Consider the following 20,017-nt stretch of genomic DNA (forward strand, 5'->3'; position numbering starts at 1 on the left):
CTATGGCTAATTTTCGAGGGAGTTTGGCGAGAACGGAAAACTGTAGAGCACGACATTTTTAAAGAGCGTACCGGCGGCGAGCCGAAAGGAATCAAAAGCTTGACCGATAACACAACATCGGCGCGAGGTCGATGTCAGCAAAACAAGATCAAGCCGAAACTTCTATAACTCACCAGACCTCATGGGTCTGAGATTTGTAATTTTTTTCAATGCGCTCAACAAGCAATGGCGCACTGATAATTCCCCTTGTTGGGTATTTCTGCTCCTCTGAATTTAGCGCTCTCTCCAGTCGAGATAACTCGTTTCCATTCCACAACCAGAGAGAGCCTCCCGGTCCTCCTGCCCTTGAGCGGAACGTAGGAAACACTTGCAACCTTTCGGGAACAGGAACATTTCCCACAACGGTCAGCAGGCCTTGATTCACCGCACTTTGAATAACAAAAAATGCAGAAAACTGCGGTTCGCTATTAACCACCGTCGAAAAATCTACTGGTTGCTGATTATAAAACCCAGGGAAAACACGAATTAGAAATCCGTACTCCGGATTTTTATGAGTGACTTGCGCATACGCGACACCCTGCGAGGTCAACACCTGCAAAATGTCGCCGAGCTTTACCTTCTTAGCCATTTAAAATCCTTCGTATCCCGCTTTGTTCAGCAGCTCAGCGCCGCGAATCAAACCTTGCTCATACTTGGTTGGGTTTTTAATCGTCGATATTGAGTTGATCTTGTTGATTAAATCCCCGCCATCCTTGCCAAGGCCGTGGTAATCAATCAGTGTTTGCTCCACTGCACGAGCATCAGCACGTGAAAGGTTCTCCAACCCCGGCAGACCTTCAATTACTATACCTTTTTCTCTTAGGTGAGCCTGACCGCGCTTAACGATGTCGTCAGTTATTCCCACGTAACGAGTCATGCCATCAACAACACAGCTATAAACACAAGTCTTTCCGCCAATAGACGCAGCGTCACTAACGCCTTTTGCAGCCCCCTCGGCCAAAGCTGCGCCGAATTTCTTCTCCAAAGACTCCAGAATCTCTCGGCCTACGGGCCCGGCTATTGTAGCCGCTGCTTTAGTCTTACCCGTTGGTGTCGGGAAAAAAAGATCGATTCCCAACCCAACGATTTGCTCCGTCAGGGTCGGCTCAAAGAAAATGTCCCGCAGCTCCGCCGGAGAGAATTGATTGAGAAACTCAACGGTCCTTGGATTTAGCTTTAAAGGGTCTTTCTCACCATCTACGATTTTCTGTAGGTCAGCCAATACATCCTGTGGTTGCAGATCCAGAAACTGTCCTTGGTAGTGCAGGGTGGCGAAACCTTTCTCCAAACGGGCGGCGGCCTCTCTATGCACTTGCTGGTTATAGCGCTCGGCATTGCCCGCTACCCAACTTGCAGTCGCCGCATCCCCGCTACCACCCAACGCGCCTGCCAAAACACCGATAATCTGCGCAGTACCGATCTTAAATTGATCATCGGTAGCAAATCGATCATCCAGATAGCGTCCCAAGGCGTCCGATGTGAGCTGCGTCAGGCCTTCAGCCGCAGCACCCGCCAGGGCCCCCGTCTTAAAGTCTCCTCCTTGTGCTGCGGACAGCGTACCACCCAGCACCGCATGCATCAAAATCTTGCCTGCTGTACCTGGATCTACGTTCAAGTAGTCTGCGAGATCGCCCACTTGTTTGTTGCCGAAGGCGGCTAGGAAGTCGAGCCCTTCAGAGACGAAGGCCTTGCCCAAGTTATCCTTCAGGCTGCCGCCGTTGATGGCGGTGTTAATCCCGCCTGCTACCAGCACATGCGAGCCGCTACGCAGTACATTTTGCACTGCGGTGTCCCAGTTCAGGAGGCTCGATGAGTAGCCTGGATTATTAACCCCATTGCCATTGAGAATCTGCCCACCGTCTACTTTCCAACCACCAACGGCGCTGTCCATATAACCCAACGCATAAGCGGTCGCCCATTGAGTGGCATACCCCTTGAGCGCGTCGCTACTTGTGGCGGCCTTAAAGCCTGCTCCCAGATCACCACCACCGTTGATCGTACCGACTGCGAAATTACTGGCCATTGCCCCCATCAGAGGCCCTAAGAACATGCTGGCGACAATAGCAATGATCAGCTGTGCCGCTGGCCCAAGCCCCGAATTGTCGTAATCGAACGATTCGTGGATTTCCTTGACCATCCGCCAATCGATGTCGCCGCGAGCTTCGGCCTCTTTCAACCAGGCCAACTGCGGATCGGCCTTGACCATCGCATCGATGGACTGACTCACGGTGTCCTGATTGATCTGATTCAGATCAATGTGCAGCCCTTCAACCGCTTTGATCGCAATGCTGCCGCCAGCCACCATCTGAGTTTGACGAAGCGTTTCGTCGGTGCTGCCCTTACCTTCAGCTGAGAACCAAGCAGCATTGCTGCTGCTTTTAATATGGCTCTCATCATGTAAGTCCTTCACCGCTTCGAAGGTGATGCTGCCACCGCTGTCGAGCGTGATGTCCTTGCCGCTTTCAAGTCGAGCGCCCTGGTAGCGTTGGTCGCCGCCGCTGACCAATGTCAGGTTGCCCCCTGACTTGATCTGGCTGCCGATGTTTTTTACATCGGTCACTTCATCGCGTTGGGTTTTCTTACTCCCCCAACTGCCCTTTTTCTTCATGTCGTAGAGCGAATAGTCCGTGTCCTGCAGGGCCAGGATCTGCAAGTTATCACCGGCCACCAGATACGCCTCATCACCCGCCGTGACGCGACTGGAAATCACACTCAGGTCTTTACCCGAATCCAGCCTGACGTCCCCACCCGCCGTAATACCCGACATGACCTGAGTGACATGATCCTCCTGACGTGTCATGTGCTTGTTCTTCGCCTGCGAGTGCTCCTCATCCGCCGCCGAAGTGATCAACATATTCTCGGTCGCTGTCATCGCGACATCGCGCTTGGCATCGATCTGACTGGCTATGACGTTGATGTCACGCTTGGCGTCAGCCTTGAAGTCACGTCCGGCATCGATGTCGGCGCCCAGTTGCGTAACGCTGCTGACGGTTCCTCGCCAGCCCAAGGAGGCGCTGTTGTTGACCTGCACTGCCGCCACGTTGAGGTCGCGGCCAGCGTTCAGGGTCATGTCCTGGCCGCTTTTCAGAACGCCGCCGACGATGTTGATATCCTTGGCCGCTTTGACGGTGAGGTCGTTGGCGGCTTCAATCCGCGCGGCGTTATCGGCAAAATCGTGATGCTGGGTGACCGTGCCATATTGGTCGTCCATCGAGGTGATGGTCCGCTCGTTGATCACATCGCCAGTGCGGGCGGTCAGGCTGACGTCTTTGCCGGCAATGATGCCGCCGGCCTTGTTGACGATGTTGTTGGTTGCCAACAGATCCAGACGATTGCCCGCCTCGATCGAACCGCTGTTGACCAGATCCTTGCCCGCCGTGGCCGACAGGTTATTGGTCGCTTTCAACGTGCCGACGTTATCGAGATTTTCCCCGGCGATCAGCGTCACGTCGTTACCGGCAATCAGCGCACCGGTCGGGCCGAGGCGGCCGTTGGCCTGAGCCAGATACACCACTGGCACCAGCACTTTCTCGCCATTCACTTCGTGCTCTTCGAGCCAGACGATGTCGTGAGTCAGCGCGGCCACTTGCTGCGCCGAGAGGCCAACACCCACGGAAAGATTGAGCGCGTCTTTGCTGGCGATGGCGTTGTTCATCAGGTACTTGAACATGCCCTCGTTGGAGGTCTGGCCGTCGAGGAAGGCCTGGCCGGTGCGCGCGGTGACGGCTTGTTGAATCAAGCGTTGTTCGTAGAGACCGTCGCCCAGACGTTTGGCACTTTGGTCAGGGTCGTAACCGAGTTTGGCCAGCAGGTAGTCCGAACTCATGAACGATTTGAGGTCGGTGAGTACCGGGTTGGTTTCGATCAAGTATTTATGTGGGTTGGACGGAGCCGTAGTGTCTGGCAGGCCGGTGACACGAGTGACCGGAGGAATGCCGTTCGACTCTTTCATGTCATTGCCACGAGTGGGAATGCCGGTGCCAGAGGAGTTTTCCGGAACATTGACATCGACCGTACTGGCAACTGCCTGAACCGACGCTGGAGTACGGTGGAACGTGTCCACCGCGCGCGTGCTGTCGGACACCTCAGTAGGGGCATCGATAAACAAATTGCGTGGGCCGCCGCTGGTGATGGCGACCGTGTGGTTCGGGGTATCCACCGACTCAGCGCCGACCGTCCACGTCGGTGCTGGCCCGGTGTTGCCAGATGCAGCGTTACTGGTGCCCTGCCCGCTCAGCCGGAACAGACCGTTCTCGCCCGTCGGCAAAGAGAAGCCTGGCAGGCTCAGCGGATTGACCTGCTGTTGCGCAAGGTCCGGCGGCAGTTGGCTGTTGATGCGCACAACGACAGTGCCGCTGTTTCCGACTGCGGTATCAGAAACTTTGTTGGTGCCACCGGTTGAGCTGTAGTCCTGATGGATAACGCTGTTTTCAACTTCCCGGGTGGCGGTAATCGAAACGTTGCCGCCGGCCTGAATCACAGCGTTGCGAGAGTTCGTGGTATCGGCAGTACCCGTGCTGTTAACCGGCTTTTCGACAGCAATACCCTTTTCGTAAGGCGCCAGTTCACTCGGTATTGCCAGCAGATTATTCGGGTCATACAACGATGGTGTGGAAGTCTCGAAACCAGCGCTGTAACCGGACATGGCCCGGCCATATTTGCGGCTTCCGACGTTTTCGCCTGTCTCGGCGTCGACGATGACGATACCGTCGCCGACCGTTTTGGCGATTGCTTTACGGATCAGGCCTTCCGGCGCGATGACGTAATACACAAAGGGGAAATCAGGGTTGTTACGCTGGTTGTACGGCATGATCACGTTGGCCATGAACCGCGCCGTGGTGCCGGTGCCCATCTCGAAGTTGTACTGGCGCGTCACTTCGACGGTCCCGCTCTTGGCGCCAATGTTTTTCAGGCTGTCGGCGATGATGTTGATGTTGCCGCCCGCCGCTACCGTGCTTTTACTGTTGAGGAAGGTGCCGCCCTGGAAAGTGAAATCCTTGCCGACGTTGAACATCGCAGAGGGGCTGCTATCCGTGTCGAAGAACTGGTAAGTCTCGCGAGTGGCGAGGAAGTTGTTGAAGGTGCCGCCGACGCAATCCCCACAGGTGGCCGCGATCAGTCCTGAGATCAACTTGCGTTCAACCGATGCCGTCGGCCCTTCCGTACGGTTCTCGAACACATCGGCACTCAGCGTGAACCCGCGCCCGCTCTCCATTGAGCCGGAAATGTTGTACACCCCCGCCGCCCGGGCCGCGCCGCCATAGCCACCGATTACCACATCGCCCAGACCGTAAAGATCACCGTAATGGTTGGTCAGCGTGCCGACGCTGAGCGTCATGTTATTGCCGCTGAAAATCAGCCCGCGATCATTGAGCAATGAAGGCGTGCTGATGTTCAGGTTCTGTGCCGCCCCCAAAGTGCCGTAGTTGACGACACTGCCAGCGTTGATCGTCAGGTCCTCACTGGAAGTCATGCGCCCGGCGTTGACGAGTTGTCCGCCGATACCGATGGTCGATGTTGCCCCCGCTGCAAAACTCCCGGCCGCACCAATGTTCATCTGTGCGGCGGTCAGGTAAGTCCCGCGCTGGCTCGACAGTCGTCCGTTGCCGCTATAGGCACCGCTCAACTGCATATCGATGGTGCCATCGCTCGCGATCAATCCGTCGTTGATCCAGTTTCCACCGCGCGCTTGCAGATGTTCGGAAGCCAGCAGTTTGCCGCTGGCGGTCTGAGTGAATTGGCCAACGTTGACGTTCAGGCGACCGGCCTGAATGACACTGGAGTTGCTCCAGGTATCAGCATTGAGTTCCAGCAACCCACCAGTGGTGATGCTGCCGCCCGCGCCCAATACATTGGCGGTAGAGATGTCGAACTTGCCGCGCCCGACGTGGTTAAGCTGCCCGCCGCCATTGAGGAAACTGCCGACGGCCAGGGTCATGTCAGTGTTGGCGGTTTCCAGCACGCCGTTGCGGTTGTCAAGCAAACCGCCGATCTGGAACAGGGTCTTGCCGATGTTGCCCAGCGAGCGCAGGCGACCGTTCTGGTTATCGACGCTGGCCGCTTTGACGGTGAGTTGGGTATCGCTTTCGATGACACCCGCGCCATTGCTCAGCGCGCCGCTGAGACCGAAGTCGATACGGTTGGCGGCGATCTGGCCAGCGCTGTTGTCCAGACTGGAACCGCTGACACCCAGCAGCCCTTTTGCGTACAGCACGCCGTTGCGGTTATCCAGCGCGGCGGTAGTGATGCTCGCATCAGCACCTTGCGCAGAGATGCGCCCACCGTTGTTGCTCAGGCCAGCCAACGCCGAGAGCGTCAACGCTTGCGCCTGAATGATGCCGCCCTGACGATTGTTGTTCAGGTCAAAACCGTTACGCAGAACGCCGACCGTGCGTGCCTCCAACGCACCTTTGATGCTGGAAAGCGTCCCGCCACGGTTATCGATATTGGCCGCTTTGATCGTCACATCACCGTTTTGCGCGATGATTTTGCCGCTCTGGTTATCGAGGTCACCGCTGACCTCGAGCGTCAGCGCCTTTTCACTCTGGATCGAGCCCTTGGCGTTGATCAGGCTGGCGGCAGTCAGTTGCAGACCCGCATTCTGGCTGTAGATCAAACCGTCGGCGCTGTTACGCACCTCACCGCTGGCGGTGATCTGCAAATCATCCTTGGCGGCGATGGTGCCCTTGTTGCTGTTGTTCAGCGAGCCGGTACGCAGACCCAAAGTGTTCTGGCTGGCAAGTTGACCATTCTGATTGGTGAAATCGGTTACGCCCTTGATCAGCATCGGACCGGCACCGGCCAGTTTGCCGGCGTTGTTGTTCAGGTCGCCGCTCAGATTGAGGGTGATAGCGCCGTTGGCGGCGATCTGCCCGCCACTGTTGTCCAGTCGCGAAGCCGTGGCGCTAATGGCCTGCTGCGCATTGATGGCGCCGCCGGCATTGGTGAAGGCCGTGCTGACGATATCCAGCGCCGCGCCACTGGCAATCAGGCCACCCTGATTGTTGTTGAGTGCTCCGCTCAGGGTCAGGGTCTGCCCCGCCCCACTGCTGAGATTGCCTTTGTTGCTGTTGTCCAGACTGCCGGCTTTGATGCTCAGACTGTTCTGCGCAACTACCGCGCCGGCACCGCTGTTGAGCAAAGCACCTTTGAGATCGACCGACACATCGGCGAACTTGCTGGACAGCGTGCCGTTATCGCGGTTGTCCAGACTGTCAGCGTTGACCGTCAGTCCTTGCCAGCCTGAGATCAGACCTTTCTGGTTGGTCAGAGATGTGCCGGTGAGCAGCAACTTCTCGCCGCTGATGATTTTACCGGCCGAGTTGTTCAGCGCCCGGGTGATGAGGTCAAAACCGAGGTTGCTGGAGAGTTCGCCGTTCTGGTTTTTGAGGTCTCGCAAGCGCTTGAGGATCAACGGGCCTTTAGCGGTGAGCAAACCGTTCTGGTTGTCGAGATCGCCATTGGCGAAATCCACGGTGACGGATTTGTCACCCAACAGCCGTCCGCCGTTCTGGGTCAACGAGGTCAGCGTAAGGTCGATATCGCCGCTGGCGGAAATTTCGCCATCACTGCTGGAATCCACACCGGTTGCGCTCAGCGTCAGGTTGCCTTTGCTGTTGATCAATCCACTGTCGCGGTTGTTCAGTTCAGCACTGCCGATGTGCAGCGTTTGCGCCGCGCTGATCAGGCCTTTGCCATCGTTGCGCAACAAGCCATCCACGGTCAGATCAAGATCGCCTCGGCTGACCAGCTTGCCGCCGCTGTTGTTCAGGCTGGCAGCACGCGCATCAATCGATGCTGCACCGATCAGCCCCTTGACGTTGTCCAGCGCCCCGGCGATGCGCAAGGTCAGGCCTTGATTGCTCAAGAGCTTGCCGTCGCTGTTGTCCAGACTCCGCGCGGTGAGGGTGAACGCTTCACCGCTGGAGATCGTGCCGCCCTGGTTGTTGACGCCATTGAGTTGTTTGAGCAGCAATGTGCCCGGGCCGTTGATCAAACCCTTCTGGTTGTTCAACTGGCCGTTATTCAGGTCCAGGCTCAGGCGAGTATTGCTGAACAGCTTGCCGCCCTGTTGATCAAGCCCGGTGACCGATGCGGTCAGCGCTTGCTGACTGCCGATACTGCCTTCATCGTTATTGGTGACTTGTCCTGCGACCAGACTCAGGGTGTCGGCACTGCTGAGCGTACCGGTGCTGTTGTCGTAGGCGCCGGTGGTCACGGTGACCGCGCCTTTACCACTGAGCGTGCCTTTTTGCCGATTGTCGAGGCTGGCGCTGGCGAGGACCAACGCACCATCAGTGACAATGCGGCCGCCCTGATTGTCGACCTTGCCATCGCTTTCGAGCTTCAGATCCGCAGCACTGGAAAGACTGCCCAGCGTGTTGGTCAGTTGCCCGGTCTTTACGGTCAACGCGTCTTCGCTGCTGACTTTGCCCCGGGTGTTATCGAATGCACCGCTGAGGGTCAGGCGCATGTTTTGCTGGCTGAGCAATTCGCCAGCGCTGTTGTCCAGCGAATGCCCCTGCACAGTCAGTAACGTTTGCGCACTGATCAGGCCTTTTTTGCGGTTGAGCAGATCATCGACCGTCAGGGTCAGCGCGTTGCCGCTGAAGACTTTACCGGCATCGCTGTTATCTAGTTTTTTACCGGTGATTTGCAGATCGCTATTGGTGCTGATTTCGCCGCCGCGATTGTCCAGATCATCGACAGTCAAGGTCAGGGCCTTGGTTGCACCGAGCAAACCCGCCTGACGGTTATCGACTACATCGGCGTTCACTTCGAGCGCGCCAGTGGCGACCAACTTGCCTTTCTGGTTGTTCAGGCTTTTTGCCTTGACGGTCGCATCCGACATGCCGGCGATACTGCCACCACGGTTATCCAGCTCATCCGCTGTGAGCGTGAGTTGACCGTCGGCAATGAGCCTGCCGAGCTGGTTGTCCAGCGTCTTGTCCGTGGTCAACAGCAACACGCCACGACTGCTGATCAGACCTTCGTGGTTGTCGAGGCTGTCACTATGGCTGTCCAGCGATGTGCTGGAAATGGAGCCTTTGACGTTGTTCAGCGCTTGCGCAATGCGCAACGTCAGGCCCTGCTGGCTGATCAGTTTACCGTTGCTGTTGTCGAGGTCGTGGGCGGCGAGCGTGAACGCTTGCTGACTGGAAATTTCACCACCCTGGTTGTTTACACCATTGAGGTTTTTCAGCAACAGCGTGCCGGGGGCGTTGATCAAACCTTTCTGGTTGTTCAACTGACCGTTGTTCAGATCCAGGGTCAGACCGGACTTGCTGTACAGTTCTCCGCCCTGCTGATCCAGGCCAGTGACCGACACGTCCATTGCCTGCTGACTGGCGATCCGCCCGGTAGCGTTATTGACTTGAGCGGCCTTGAGCTTCAAAGACGCCTCGCTGGTCAGCTTCCCACCGAGACTGTTGTCCAGGTCGCCGGTATCAATCTGACTGACGTCTTTGCTGAAAATCAGGCCTTTGTGGCTGTTATCCAGGCTGCCGCTGTTGAGGCTCAACGTGCGGTCGGTGCTGATTGATCCTGCCCGATTGAGCAACGCGCCACGGCTCGTGATCAACAGCTTGCCGGCACTGCCGAGGCTGCCGCCGCTGTTGTCGAGTCGCCCGACATTGACCGTCAGCGTTCCTTCACTGCTGATGTTGCCTTGAGCGTTGACCAAGGCATCGTCGAGGGTGATCACCAGACCGTTGAGGCTGTCGAATCGTCCACCGCTGTTGTCCAGAGAGTTGCCATTGAGGGTGGTTGCGCCCTTGGCGGTGATCAAACCTTTGCTCTGGTTGATCAGTTTGCCCACGGTGAGCCCGAGGTCGCTACCGGCAAGAACTTTGCCACCGTCGCTGTTATCCAGACGCTGGCCCTTGATGTTCATCAGCAGGCTGCCGGAGATTTCGCCTGTGCGGTTATCAATGTCATCGACTGTGAGACTCAGTGCTTTTTTGCTGCCGATCACCCCGCCGTTGCGGTTATCGAGGGTCTTGCCGGTCAGGCTCAGGTTACCCAGAGCGGCCATTGCACCGCCCTGCTGTTGCAGCAGACCGATCGCTGCAGTCAGGTCGTTCTGACTTGAGATCCGGCCTGCGGCGTTTTGCACTTCGTCGGCCTTGAGGTTGACCGGCCCGACAGCACTGATCAGGCCGCCGCTGTTATCCAGACGTGTGCCCGTGTAAGCGATACCGGCCTTGCCGGTGACCTGGCCTTTGTTGCGATTGTCGAGCACGCCGCTGACGCGCACCGTCAGGTTGCCATCGCTGACCACTACACCGGCATCGCGGTTATCCAGGCTGGCAGCGTTGAGATTCAACGACTGGCCGGAACCAAGTAAGCCAGCACGGTTATCCAGCGCGCCACCGAGGTCGATAGACAGGCCCAGATCACCGAGAATCTGCCCATTGCGGTTGTTCACCGTACCGGCGTTGAGCCGAGTGGTGCCGCTGCTGGACACTTCGCCGTTGCGATTGTCCAGGGTTCCCGCCGTGATCGCGGTAGTTTGCCCGTTGAGTGTGCCACCCAGGTTATTCAGGGTTTGCGCGGTATTGACCGTCAGATTGCGGCTCGCGATCAGGCTCTTGCCAGTGTTGTCGAGGTTTTGTGCACTGAGACTCAAGTCACCGGTGGTGTTGCGGCTGCCGTCAGCATTGACGCCGGCCTCGATTGCGCCTGCGTTGGTAATCTGCCCACCGGCGCTAAGGTTGATGCTGTCGCGGGCCGCAAGGGTTTGGCGGTTGGTCAGGTTGCCCTGGGTCTGCACGTTCAGCGCAGTGCCGGCGTACACCGGCCCGCGTGCATCGAGACTGGCAGCTTTGACGTTCACCGCGCCAGTCGCCGAGGTATCAACCATGCTCAGTTGGCCGCTGGCATCGAGCTGGATATCACCGCCGCTGGCGATCAGTTTGCCGTCGAGTTTCACCCCGACGCCCGCCTCGGTGCCGACCAGTTTGATCGCCCCGGCGTACATGCCGCCGAGGGCCGAGGAGTCGATGGCCAGTTGCGGTTTGCCGCTACCGTCATCGGCCCGGGCGGTGGCATTCAGGGTTTGCGCGTTGACGTCGTTGCGACCGGCGACAATCGTCAGGTTCTGTGCCTGGAGCTGCGCATTGATCTTCGCGCTGCGGGTGATGATTTCGAACCGATCAACGTTGGTCGCGTTAAGGCCTGCGCCTTCGATAGCGACGCTGCCCTGATCGACCTGAAAACGATCCAGTCGACCGTTGTCGAGCACCGGTTTACCGGTGGTCAGCGTCACCCGTGGCGCGTTGATGAAACCGCAGCCGTTGCAGGTAATGCCGTAAGGGTTGGCCACGATCACACGCGCCGATTGCCCCGCCACCTCGGTATAACCGCGCAGCTGGCTCGGATTGCCGCTGATGACTTCGTTGAGAATGACTTGCGCCGAACCGCTGTTCTTCAGGTTCGGGTTGTCGATGATGTGCCCGCCCAACTGCGTGACGGAATTCTGAGTCGAGCCGTTGTTGAGGATCAGTCCCTGCGCCGTGACGTTGTAGTCGTGGAACTGGTTGTGCGACAGCCCGCTGCCGTTGGGCGTGGCGATATTGATGATCGGCACGCCGTTGCCGGCTCGATCCAGCGAGGTATTCGGGTTGGCCACGACGATGCCGTCGGCCTGCGCCCACATCGGTTGCCAGAACATGACGTTCGCCAGCAGGAAAGCCAGACCACGTTTGGGCATGCCCAAAAAGGTCTCACGGTTTTTTACGGCCGCAGTCGGCTGATCTGCAAGAAAGGCAAATTGGCGAACATCCATGTCGATGGTCTCTGGAAAATAGGTTTTAGAGGAAGAAATCCAGACGGAAATAGATCGGTGCTTCACGCTCGGTGAGTGCGTCCGGTCTTTCCAGAGAATGGGCAAACGTCACGCTGGCGGCGACGTGCTGACCACGGGCAAACAACTCCAGCGAGTTGCTCGACATGCGTCCGTGCTGATTGCCGTTGTAGCGACCGTTCTCGATCACACCCTGGTCGTAACCGAGGCTGCTGCCGTATTCGGCGAATACCGGTTGCAGCCATTCGAGGGTGACCGGACGCGACCAGCGCAGGTCGTTGCGCCAGTAGCCGCCGCTGTCGCCGGACAATGACTGATCCTTGTAACCACGGATCGATGACGACCCGCCGAGGCTGGTGCGTTGCGAGCTGAACAGCACGTCTTCGCTGTGCTGCCCGGTCATCAGGCTGCTGAAGCTGAAGGACTCGCCCAGCACTTTGAACGGTTGCAGATAGCTCAGGGTTGCGGTGTATTTACGATAGCGCGCGTCCGGTTCGCCAGGGCCCGGATCGTGGCTGCCCTGCGCATCGAATGCGCCAATGCCTTGCTGCATGCCGGCGTCGAAGTTGACGAAGGCACTGCCGATGCGTCGACCATGGTTGAAACCGAACTGCGCTTCGCTGATGCGGTTACTGCTCAGCTTGAGTTTGCTGTCTTCGATGTACGCGTTGGTGCGCAGGTACGACAGACCGGTGCTGAGCGAGGTCTTGCTGACCGAGTCACGGTAGATCACCCGCTCGGCGCGCACTTGATGGTTTTCGCTGTCGCCGGTCTGCTTGAAGTTGTAGCCGTTGGCAGCGATCTGTGAGCGGTACTCGCTCTGGCTGTAGCTGTAGTTGAAATTCCACCAGCCCCACGGCACGTTGTAATTGAGCATGGCGTTGTTGGAGGTGTGCTGGTGATCGGTCATCGCATCGTGACCGCCGCGCAGGTTCAACTGATCAGCCAGGCCCAACGGGCTATCCCAATCGAACGTCGTGCCCCACTGTTGCTCACCGGTGCTGCGCTGGCCGTCGTTGCTGCGCGACAACCCGGCTCGCCACGGCTTCTGCGGGGAGTTGGTGACCAACACCTCGCTGCCGCCGACGTTCTTACCCGGCGCCAGCTCCATTTTGGCCTGATTGGATGGCAAGCGATTGAGCTGATCGACCATCTGCTCGATCTCGCGCAGGTTGACCAGCTCACCGGTCGTACCCGGAAACGCCATCGCCAGTTCGCGCTTCGAGAGCTTGCTGTTCTCGGCGCCCTTCATGCCTTCAAGCTTGCCCTCGACCACCAACACTTTCAGATGTCCGCCGGACAAATCCTGTTGCGGCAGGTACGCACGGCTGGTGACCAGACCTTTTTCGATGTAATGGTCAGTGATGACTTTCAACAGTTCGTTGAGCTGCGGCACACCCAGACACTGATTGATGTACGGCTTCAGCAGGCGCGTTTTATCACTGTCGGAAAGACTGTCGGCGCCCTTGAGTTCGATGTCCTTGATCTCGAAACAACGGGTGTCGGTCGGGGCCACCGGTTGCGCCGGCTTGGCTTCTTTGCCGGGCAGATCCTTGAGCTCTTCGAGACGCCGCTGTTGCTCTTCGAGCAAGCGATTCTGGCGTTCACGGATCAGGTCGGTTTCACCGGGGGTGGGTGCAGCAACTGCAGACTGGAGCGGAGAAAGGCACAGCAAAGCCAGGCACAACCTCGCCGCAAGGGCGGGTGAGTACATGTTCGATCCCTCGAGACGGAGAATGACATCAAAATAGTGGCGCGATATTAGATGGCCATCATTTTGACGTCAAACATATGTTTAACCGTCTGTCAGTGTTTAACACCCAGTTGGGTAGCGACTTCTTGCGGCGCCAACTGGCGGCCATCAGCGGACAACAGCTCTAGCTTGCGGATCGGCTGGCGTTTTTGCGCATCAACCATGACCGAACCGGGCTCGCCGGGCTCGTACATAAACTCTCCACCCCATTGCGACAGCGCGACGATTACGGTCTGCAACGCCTTGCCCTTCTCGGTCAGCACGTACTCTTTGTAGGCGCTGCCGTCAGATGCTGGCACCAGTTGCAGAATCTCCTGCTCGACCAAGCCCTTGAGCCGGGTGCTGAGCATGTTTTTCGCAATCTCCAGGCTTTTCTGGAAATCATTGAAACGACGGATGCCATCCAGCGCATCGCGAATGATCAGCAACGACCACCAGTCGCCGATCAGATCCAGCGTCCGGGCAATCGGGCAGGCATTGCCTTGCAGGCTTTTGCGCTTCACGTCGTGTTACTCCGTTGAAAAGTATTGGCCAGACCTTTATCAGCTATAAGGCCTCGCGGTTGCATCTTACAACTGCAACCTGCGTAAAGGACAACGCAGCAACCCAGCACTTGCGTACAAGTTGTCGAGCCGATTTACGCGGATAGTCAATCGCGCCACTTCGGCACTCGACCGCACCCCCTACGCAAGGAGTTTCCATGAGCACATTCACCACGCAAGACGGCACCGAGATCTATTACAAGGATTGGGGCAGCGGCAAACCGGTGCTGTTTAGTCACGGCTGGCCACTGGACGCCGATATGTGGGAATACCAGATGGAATACCTGAGCAGCCGTGGCTACCGCACGATTGCTTTCGACCGCCGTGGTTTCGGTCGCTCCGACCAGCCATGGACCGGTTACGACTACGACACTTTCGCCGATGACATCGCTGGGCTGATCAATCACCTCGACCTGCGCGACGTGACGCTGGTCGGTTTCTCCATGGGCGGCGGCGACGTCAGCCGCTACATCGCCCGCCACGGCAGTGAACGCGTTGCCGGTCTGGTATTGCTCGGCGCGGTGACGCCGCTGTTCGGCAAGAAACCGGACTTCGCCCAAGGCGTCGACAAGTCGGTGTTCGACGGGATCAAGGCCGGCCTGCTGAAGGATCGCGCGCAATTCATCGCCGACTTCGCCGCACCGTTCTATGGCACCAATCAGGGCCAGAAAGTCTCCGATGGCGTGTTGACCCAGACCCTGAACGTCGCCCTGCTCGCCTCGCTCAAAGGTACCGTGGATTGCGTCACCGCGTTCTCGGAAACCGACTTCCGCCCGGACATGACCAAGATCGACGTGCCGACGTTGGTGATCCACGGTGACGGCGATCAGATCGTGCCGTTCGAAACCACCGGCAAACTGGCCGCCGCGCAAATCAAGGGTGCTGAGCTGAAAGTCTACGCCGGTGCGCCCCACGGTTTTGCGGTGACGCACGCCGAAGCACTGAATGAGGATTTACTGGCCTTCCTCAACCGCTGAGATGCAGCGCTGGCCGGATTTGCATCCGGTCAGCGAACGTTTCGATAGAGCATCAACCGCGCACTTTCATGCAGCCCGCGGGTCAGTTCCAGCAAGCGCTGAAACTCCTGCGGATGCTGCGCGGCGACGTCATCCAGCGGCGTGTTCGACGCCAGGTCATGCATTGTCGGAGAGCTGCCGTCGTGCTGCATTTGCAGCAGGTGGTTTTGGGTGACGCCGCCGATCAGCGGGAAAGTCCCTTCGCGCAACACCAGCGGCACCACTCGCTCACCTTCAGGGGCCGGCTGCTGAATATCCCGTCCCATCGCGCCTTGAGTGAAGGCGACACCGGCCATGCCTGCCACCGTTGGCAGCAAGTCTGCGAGGCCTACGGCTTCGTCGATCACCCGAGGCTTGAGCAGGCCCGGCGCGTGAATCAGCATCGGCACATGATTGCTTTCCAGCCCCAATTGCTCGAAGGCCGGCGGCATGTGCGGGATCTGGCTGATGCGGGTGTTGTGGTCGCCAAAGAACACGAAAATCGTGTTGTCGTAGTAACCGCCCGCCTTGGCCATTTCCATCAACTTGCCGATGTTGAAATCCAGCAGGCGCACTGCGTTGTATTGCTCGACGCTGCGTGAACCAGCGGCCTGAACCTGTTCCAGCGACAATTTGCTGATCTCGAAACCATCATTATCCTTGGGAATGGTGAACGGCCGATGGTTGCCCGAGGTTTGCATATAGGCGAAGAACGGCCGGTCCTTGGGCAGGTCACGCAAAATCCGGTCGCCTTCCTTGAACAGATCCAGATCGGATATGCCCCAGACATCGACCCGTGGCGAACGCCAGTCGCGCTCTTCATAGAGGCGCACGCCGTCGATGCTTTGTTGAATCAACGCATTGATATTGGCCCAACCGGCATTGCCGCCGATCATGTAGAGCTTCTGGTATTCGGTGAAGTCGTTGATCAGCGTGTGCTGACGGGTGATCAGCGGATGGCGGGTGGCGGTCTCCTGGCGGGTGACGTCGGGCACGCCAGTGATACTCGCCCAAACGGTTTTCGCGGTGCCCGTGACCGGCACATAGAAGTGCTTGAAGAACCAGCTCTCGGTGGCGAGGCGATCAAGGTTCGGCGTCGGGTTCAACGGATTGCCGTACGCACCGACGGCGCTGGTGCCCAGGGATTCGAGCATGACGAACATCACGTTCGGCGCACCTGCCACTTGATACGGTTGCGCAGCTTGATGGCGCGCAAAGGTCAGGGTCTGCGGATCAGGTTGATCGACGCCAAGATAACGCGCAACAACCGGGTAATGCTCGCGCACCTGCGCTTCATCGAACTGCGCCTGTCCCGCCTTGAGCGTGTCGTAGAGAAACAGCACCGGATTGAGCCCGACCGCAGCAATCTGCGTATTACCGGAAAAGAACGCATCGCTCCAGCGCAATGGCACCGGGTTTTCCAGATTGAGGTTGTCCACCCGGCCCAACAGCGCCAGCAACACAACGACGAATCCCAGGCTGCTACCGACTACCAGCGAGGTGCGGCGGATGACCTTCGGCTCGCGTGCCAGCGTCAGGCGTTCCAGCTGCAAAAACCCGTAGAACCACAGGCCGAGAACCGCCAGCCAGCCGAGCGCGATCCACAGCACCGGGTAGGTTTCCCAAACCATCTGCTGCGAGATCTGCGCATCCTCCAGATAGCGTAAAACCGTCGCATTGATCCGTACGCCAAGGTAGGCGTAATGGCCGAAATCGATGATGTACACCAGCCCGACAACGCCCAGCGCCAGCAGCCAGTAGAACCGCGCCACAATGCGCAACCACGGCACGCGCGTCAGGTTCCAGCGCGGCATCCACGCCAGTATTGCCAATGGCAACATCAGTAACAGCGCCAGCCGCAGATCGAAGCGCAGGCCGATGCCGAGGGTTTCGCGCAGTTGCGGATTGTCGGCGAGTTGCGCGACATCGATGCCGGAAAAGCCCAGCACAAATGCCAGCCTGAGCAAGGCAAACAGCAAAAATGCCAAGCCCGCCGCGCCCACGCCATAGCGCAGACGTCGTGATTGCAACCAGCCCATCGTTGACCTCAATGTCAGTGGTTTAAAGAGACGGTGCCGCGACGGCCGGTGCGCTGCGAAAGCGCTGCCAGACTGTCTGGATTACAAGGGTGATGCCGGCCAACAGGCAGTAACCCACCAGCAGCGGATCGATCAGGTAATCCCAATAATTTTCCGAAGCCTTGAGGCGCAGCGCGAAGGCCAGCGTGCCGAGCGCGAGCATCCACACCGCCAGCGCATTGCGCAGCCACAACAGCGCCAATGCCACCACGCCGATGCACACAATCATCGGCCGCGGATTGAAGCCCCAGCGATACGGATCGACATAGGTCAGGCCCATCGTCGCCGGGTACAGCACCGCCGCCAGCAGTACAAACAAGCCCAGCAACTGAGCGCGTTTCAGCGCCGGCAGCGGCTTGACCACGCCCAATCGCAACAGGCTGGCCCAGCCCAGCAGCACCAGCGTGGTGATCGCCAGATCGTCGGTAAAACTGCGCACGTAAGCCGCCAGCGGCAGATCATTAACCGAGATGAAACTGACCAGCGCCAACGCCGGCAACAGCCACGGACGCCAGCGTCGGGTAAAGCCGAAGGAGCCCAGCAGAACAAAACCGAGCAGGATGAAACTCAAATGGGCTTGCCAGAGAAACAGCATTACAGGCGCTCCGCCAACCAGGCATCGTTGAAGCTGACATGTTTGATAAAGGTGTTATTCCACGAATACACCAAGTGATAGAGACCATCGGTGCCACGGCTGAAGTACGGGTACTCGTACTCGAAATCACAGCCTCGCGGCTTGCACACGCGGTAATCCAGATTGCTCAGGAAACGTTGCTCCAGCGGCAAGCGCTGTGCTCCGCTGGAGGCGCGAAAGCCTTCACCGATGATTGCTTTGTAGGCTTGTGGCGAGAACGGCTGGCCGAGCGGATCGGGAGACTGATCAAGGTCGATCACACTGCGCCAGTTTTCAAGATTGGCATCGGTGCCGTAAAGGCTGAGCTTGAAGCGCCCGTCCTGCAGATCGTTGAGCGCCACCAACAAACCGTCATCGTCAGTACCGACCGCCGCCAGTGAAGAGTTGGGGTTGGCCGGTTCCAGTGGATACGGCTCGCTCCAGGTTTGTCCGGCGTCCTCGGTGCGACTGGCCAGTACGCGGTGATGGGTCTCACCGGCATAACGCAACATTGCCACGGCGCGTCGTCCGTCGAGCGGCACGATGGTTGGCTGCAACGAGTGCTTGCCCCGGCTGATGCGGAATTTGTCGATCACCTGACCGTCCGCGCTCAGGTACAGGTATTCGGCAAATTTGCCCATAAATTCGTGATACACCGGCAAGCCAATCGAGCCATCGGCATGGAACACCGGCGCGGCGCGCACCAAGGTGCTGATGTTGAAAAATGGCGAGGTGATCAATTGCCTTGGCGTCGACCAGTTGCGGCCAAAATCATCGGAGACCATCACGTTGATCGCACTGGTGGCCCAGCCGCCCACGGACACCGAAACGTAGAACATCCACAGACGCTGATCCGGTGCCAGCGCGATCACCGGATTGCCCAGTTTGCGGATGTAGCGCCGCGTGCCGTCGCGGGTCGATTCGCGAGTCGCCAGCACCTGTTCGGCGCCCCACTCGCCGCTGTCGGAATCGAAGCGTGCGGTGCGGATCTGCACATCGGCGGCGCCTTCACGCGAACCGGCAAACCACGCCGCCATCAGATCACCGCCGGGCAGCGCCGTGACGGAAGAAGAATGGACAAAATCCTTGAGTTCGGAAGACACGAAACGGCTGTTGTACAGCGGCTCAGGCGCTTGCAGCAAAGCATCAACCGGCGGCGTCGCCAACGCGAAAGGCGCCAGCACATGCTCCGGATGACTGCGCCAGGCAGCCACAAAAATCAGGCTCAACGCCAGGCTACCGGCGATGAATTTCAAGCGAAAGGACAACGCGCGCATAGTCAGCTCATGGCAAATGCAGGATGGAAAACAGCGGAAAAACATCCTTGTCAGCGCGTCGTATCGTCCGGTAATCGGCGACGGCGTCCCGTGAGCATCGACAACGGCAAGTTGTCGCGGACCTGAAAACTTTCAAACACGGCGGCGGCAATGTGGATACACACCAGCGCCAGCAAAATATCGGCGGCAGTTTCGTGCACTTGCAACGGCCAGTCGGCGCCCCACAACGCGTCGACCTCTTCCATGCCCCAGCCGCTGAGCCCCACGGTCAGCAGCGCCAGCAGCATCAGCAGCATCACCAGCGCACCGATCGGCGAGTGCCCGAGACGATGCTCGGGCCGGCCATTAATCAGCGACCGAACGTGCGCCGACAACCTGGTCGGCGTCGGCCAGAAGTCTGACCAGCGCGCACTGCGCGGCCCGACAAATCCCCACAACAAGCGCGCCAGCAGCCAGCCCATGGCGTAATAGCCGAGCCAGACATGCCAGTCATCACCGGCCTCATTGAAAAAGTAATTGGCGACGAAGACACCCGCGATGGACAGATGAAACAGCCGCACCACGGGGTCCCACAGTCGCAGGGTGTCGCTCGGCATCAGCCCTTGATCTCGGTCTTGACCGCTTTACCCGTGACCGGATCGTGGTAGATCTCGACTTTGCGTTTGTCCTTGTCGAAGCCGTAGATCTCATAGCAATTGCCGTCGGTGACTTTGAATTTGCTGATCTCGTAGCCCTGGGATTTCAGCTGTTCCTGAAACGCCTTCTGGTCCTGCCATTGCGAGCGTTCCGCCGTGGTGCATTGCGGGCCGGCAATCGCCAGTGGGCTGGCAACAATCAGGGACAACAGCAGAAGTTTGCGCATGGAAACACTCTCGCTAGATGAGGAAAGGCTTCACTTTGCAAAACCAAGCTTAGTG

At 58.4% G+C, this 20,017-nt stretch carries 10 protein-coding genes; 1 reads left to right on the plus strand and 9 read right to left on the minus strand.

Going from position 1 to position 20,017, the window contains the following annotated elements; genetic code table 11:
• Window positions 1-169 precede the first annotated feature (169 nt).
• The 4 genes from ACTWLJ_RS23575 to ACTWLJ_RS23590 all read right to left on the minus strand — a co-directional run bounded on the left by ACTWLJ_RS23575 (window position 170) and on the right by ACTWLJ_RS23590 (window position 14,098).
• Window positions 170-628 carry a hypothetical protein gene (locus tag ACTWLJ_RS23575; protein ID WP_445178666.1) on the minus strand — a complete coding sequence of 153 codons (459 nt, stop codon included), beginning with the start codon at window positions 626-628 and terminating at the stop codon, window positions 170-172.
• Complete coding sequence (locus tag ACTWLJ_RS23580; RefSeq protein WP_445178667.1) at window positions 629-11,824, minus strand: two-partner secretion domain-containing protein; 11,196 nt, start codon at window positions 11,822-11,824, stop codon at window positions 629-631.
• A gap of 25 nt (window positions 11,825-11,849) precedes the next feature.
• Window positions 11,850-13,556 carry a ShlB/FhaC/HecB family hemolysin secretion/activation protein gene (locus ACTWLJ_RS23585; protein ID WP_401212392.1) on the minus strand — a complete coding sequence of 569 codons (1,707 nt, stop codon included), beginning with the start codon at window positions 13,554-13,556 and terminating at the stop codon, window positions 11,850-11,852.
• A gap of 92 nt (window positions 13,557-13,648) precedes the next feature.
• Entirely contained in the window at window positions 13,649-14,098 is a 450-nt protein-coding gene (locus ACTWLJ_RS23590; RefSeq protein ID WP_401212389.1) for a winged helix-turn-helix transcriptional regulator, read from the minus strand.
• Window positions 14,099-14,295: 197 nt separating this feature from the next.
• Between ACTWLJ_RS23590 and ACTWLJ_RS23595 the strand changes: the two genes are divergently transcribed.
• Complete coding sequence (locus ACTWLJ_RS23595; RefSeq protein ID WP_401212386.1) at window positions 14,296-15,114, plus strand: alpha/beta fold hydrolase; 819 nt, start codon at window positions 14,296-14,298, stop codon at window positions 15,112-15,114.
• 29 nt (window positions 15,115-15,143) lie between these two features.
• Here ACTWLJ_RS23595 and ACTWLJ_RS23600 read toward each other — a convergent pair whose 3' ends face one another.
• The 5 genes from ACTWLJ_RS23600 to ACTWLJ_RS23620 are packed head-to-tail and all read right to left on the minus strand — an operon-like array spanning window position 15,144 to window position 19,962.
• Window positions 15,144-17,171 carry an LTA synthase family protein gene (locus ACTWLJ_RS23600; RefSeq protein ID WP_445178668.1) on the minus strand — a complete coding sequence of 676 codons (2,028 nt, stop codon included), beginning with the start codon at window positions 17,169-17,171 and terminating at the stop codon, window positions 15,144-15,146.
• Window positions 17,172-17,193: 22 nt separating this feature from the next.
• Window positions 17,194-17,805: a hypothetical protein gene (locus ACTWLJ_RS23605; RefSeq protein WP_445178669.1), complete on the minus strand. Its 612-nt coding sequence runs from the start codon at window positions 17,803-17,805 to the stop codon at window positions 17,194-17,196.
• Window positions 17,805-19,100 (minus strand): sialidase family protein, encoded by a 1,296-nt coding sequence (locus tag ACTWLJ_RS23610; protein WP_445178670.1) that lies wholly within the window; start codon window positions 19,098-19,100, stop codon window positions 17,805-17,807. The genes ACTWLJ_RS23605 and ACTWLJ_RS23610 overlap by 1 nt, the downstream gene beginning before the upstream one ends.
• Before the next feature lie 50 nt (window positions 19,101-19,150).
• A complete protein-coding gene (locus tag ACTWLJ_RS23615; RefSeq protein WP_445178671.1) occupies window positions 19,151-19,696 on the minus strand; it encodes a cytochrome b/b6 domain-containing protein in 546 nt (181 codons plus the stop codon).
• Entirely contained in the window at window positions 19,696-19,962 is a 267-nt protein-coding gene (locus ACTWLJ_RS23620) for a PepSY domain-containing protein (RefSeq protein ID WP_401212371.1), read from the minus strand. The genes ACTWLJ_RS23615 and ACTWLJ_RS23620 overlap by 1 nt, the downstream gene beginning before the upstream one ends.
• Between the last annotated feature and the right edge of the window lie 55 nt (window positions 19,963-20,017).

The sequence above is a fragment of the Pseudomonas sp. McL0111 genome (genome assembly GCF_052567255.1).

What these genes read in the sequence shown, in the direction of transcription:
- ACTWLJ_RS23575 (WP_445178666.1), bottom strand. Translation starts at nt 628, where the DNA reads ATGGCTAAGAAGGTAAAGCTCGGCGACATTTTGCAGGTGTTGACCTCG.
- ACTWLJ_RS23580 (WP_445178667.1), bottom strand. Translation starts at nt 11,824, where the DNA reads ATGGATGTTCGCCAATTTGCCTTTCTTGCAGATCAGCCGACTGCGGCC.
- ACTWLJ_RS23585 (WP_401212392.1), bottom strand. Translation starts at nt 13,556, where the DNA reads ATGTACTCACCCGCCCTTGCGGCGAGGTTGTGCCTGGCTTTGCTGTGC.
- ACTWLJ_RS23595 (WP_401212386.1), top strand. Translation starts at nt 14,296, where the DNA reads ATGAGCACATTCACCACGCAAGACGGCACCGAGATCTATTACAAGGAT.
- ACTWLJ_RS23600 (WP_445178668.1), bottom strand. Translation starts at nt 17,171, where the DNA reads ATGGGCTGGTTGCAATCACGACGTCTGCGCTATGGCGTGGGCGCGGCG.
- ACTWLJ_RS23605 (WP_445178669.1), bottom strand. Translation starts at nt 17,805, where the DNA reads ATGCTGTTTCTCTGGCAAGCCCATTTGAGTTTCATCCTGCTCGGTTTT.
- ACTWLJ_RS23610 (WP_445178670.1), bottom strand. Translation starts at nt 19,100, where the DNA reads ATGCGCGCGTTGTCCTTTCGCTTGAAATTCATCGCCGGTAGCCTGGCG.
- ACTWLJ_RS23615 (WP_445178671.1), bottom strand. Translation starts at nt 19,696, where the DNA reads ATGCCGAGCGACACCCTGCGACTGTGGGACCCCGTGGTGCGGCTGTTT.
- ACTWLJ_RS23620 (WP_401212371.1), bottom strand. Translation starts at nt 19,962, where the DNA reads ATGCGCAAACTTCTGCTGTTGTCCCTGATTGTTGCCAGCCCACTGGCG.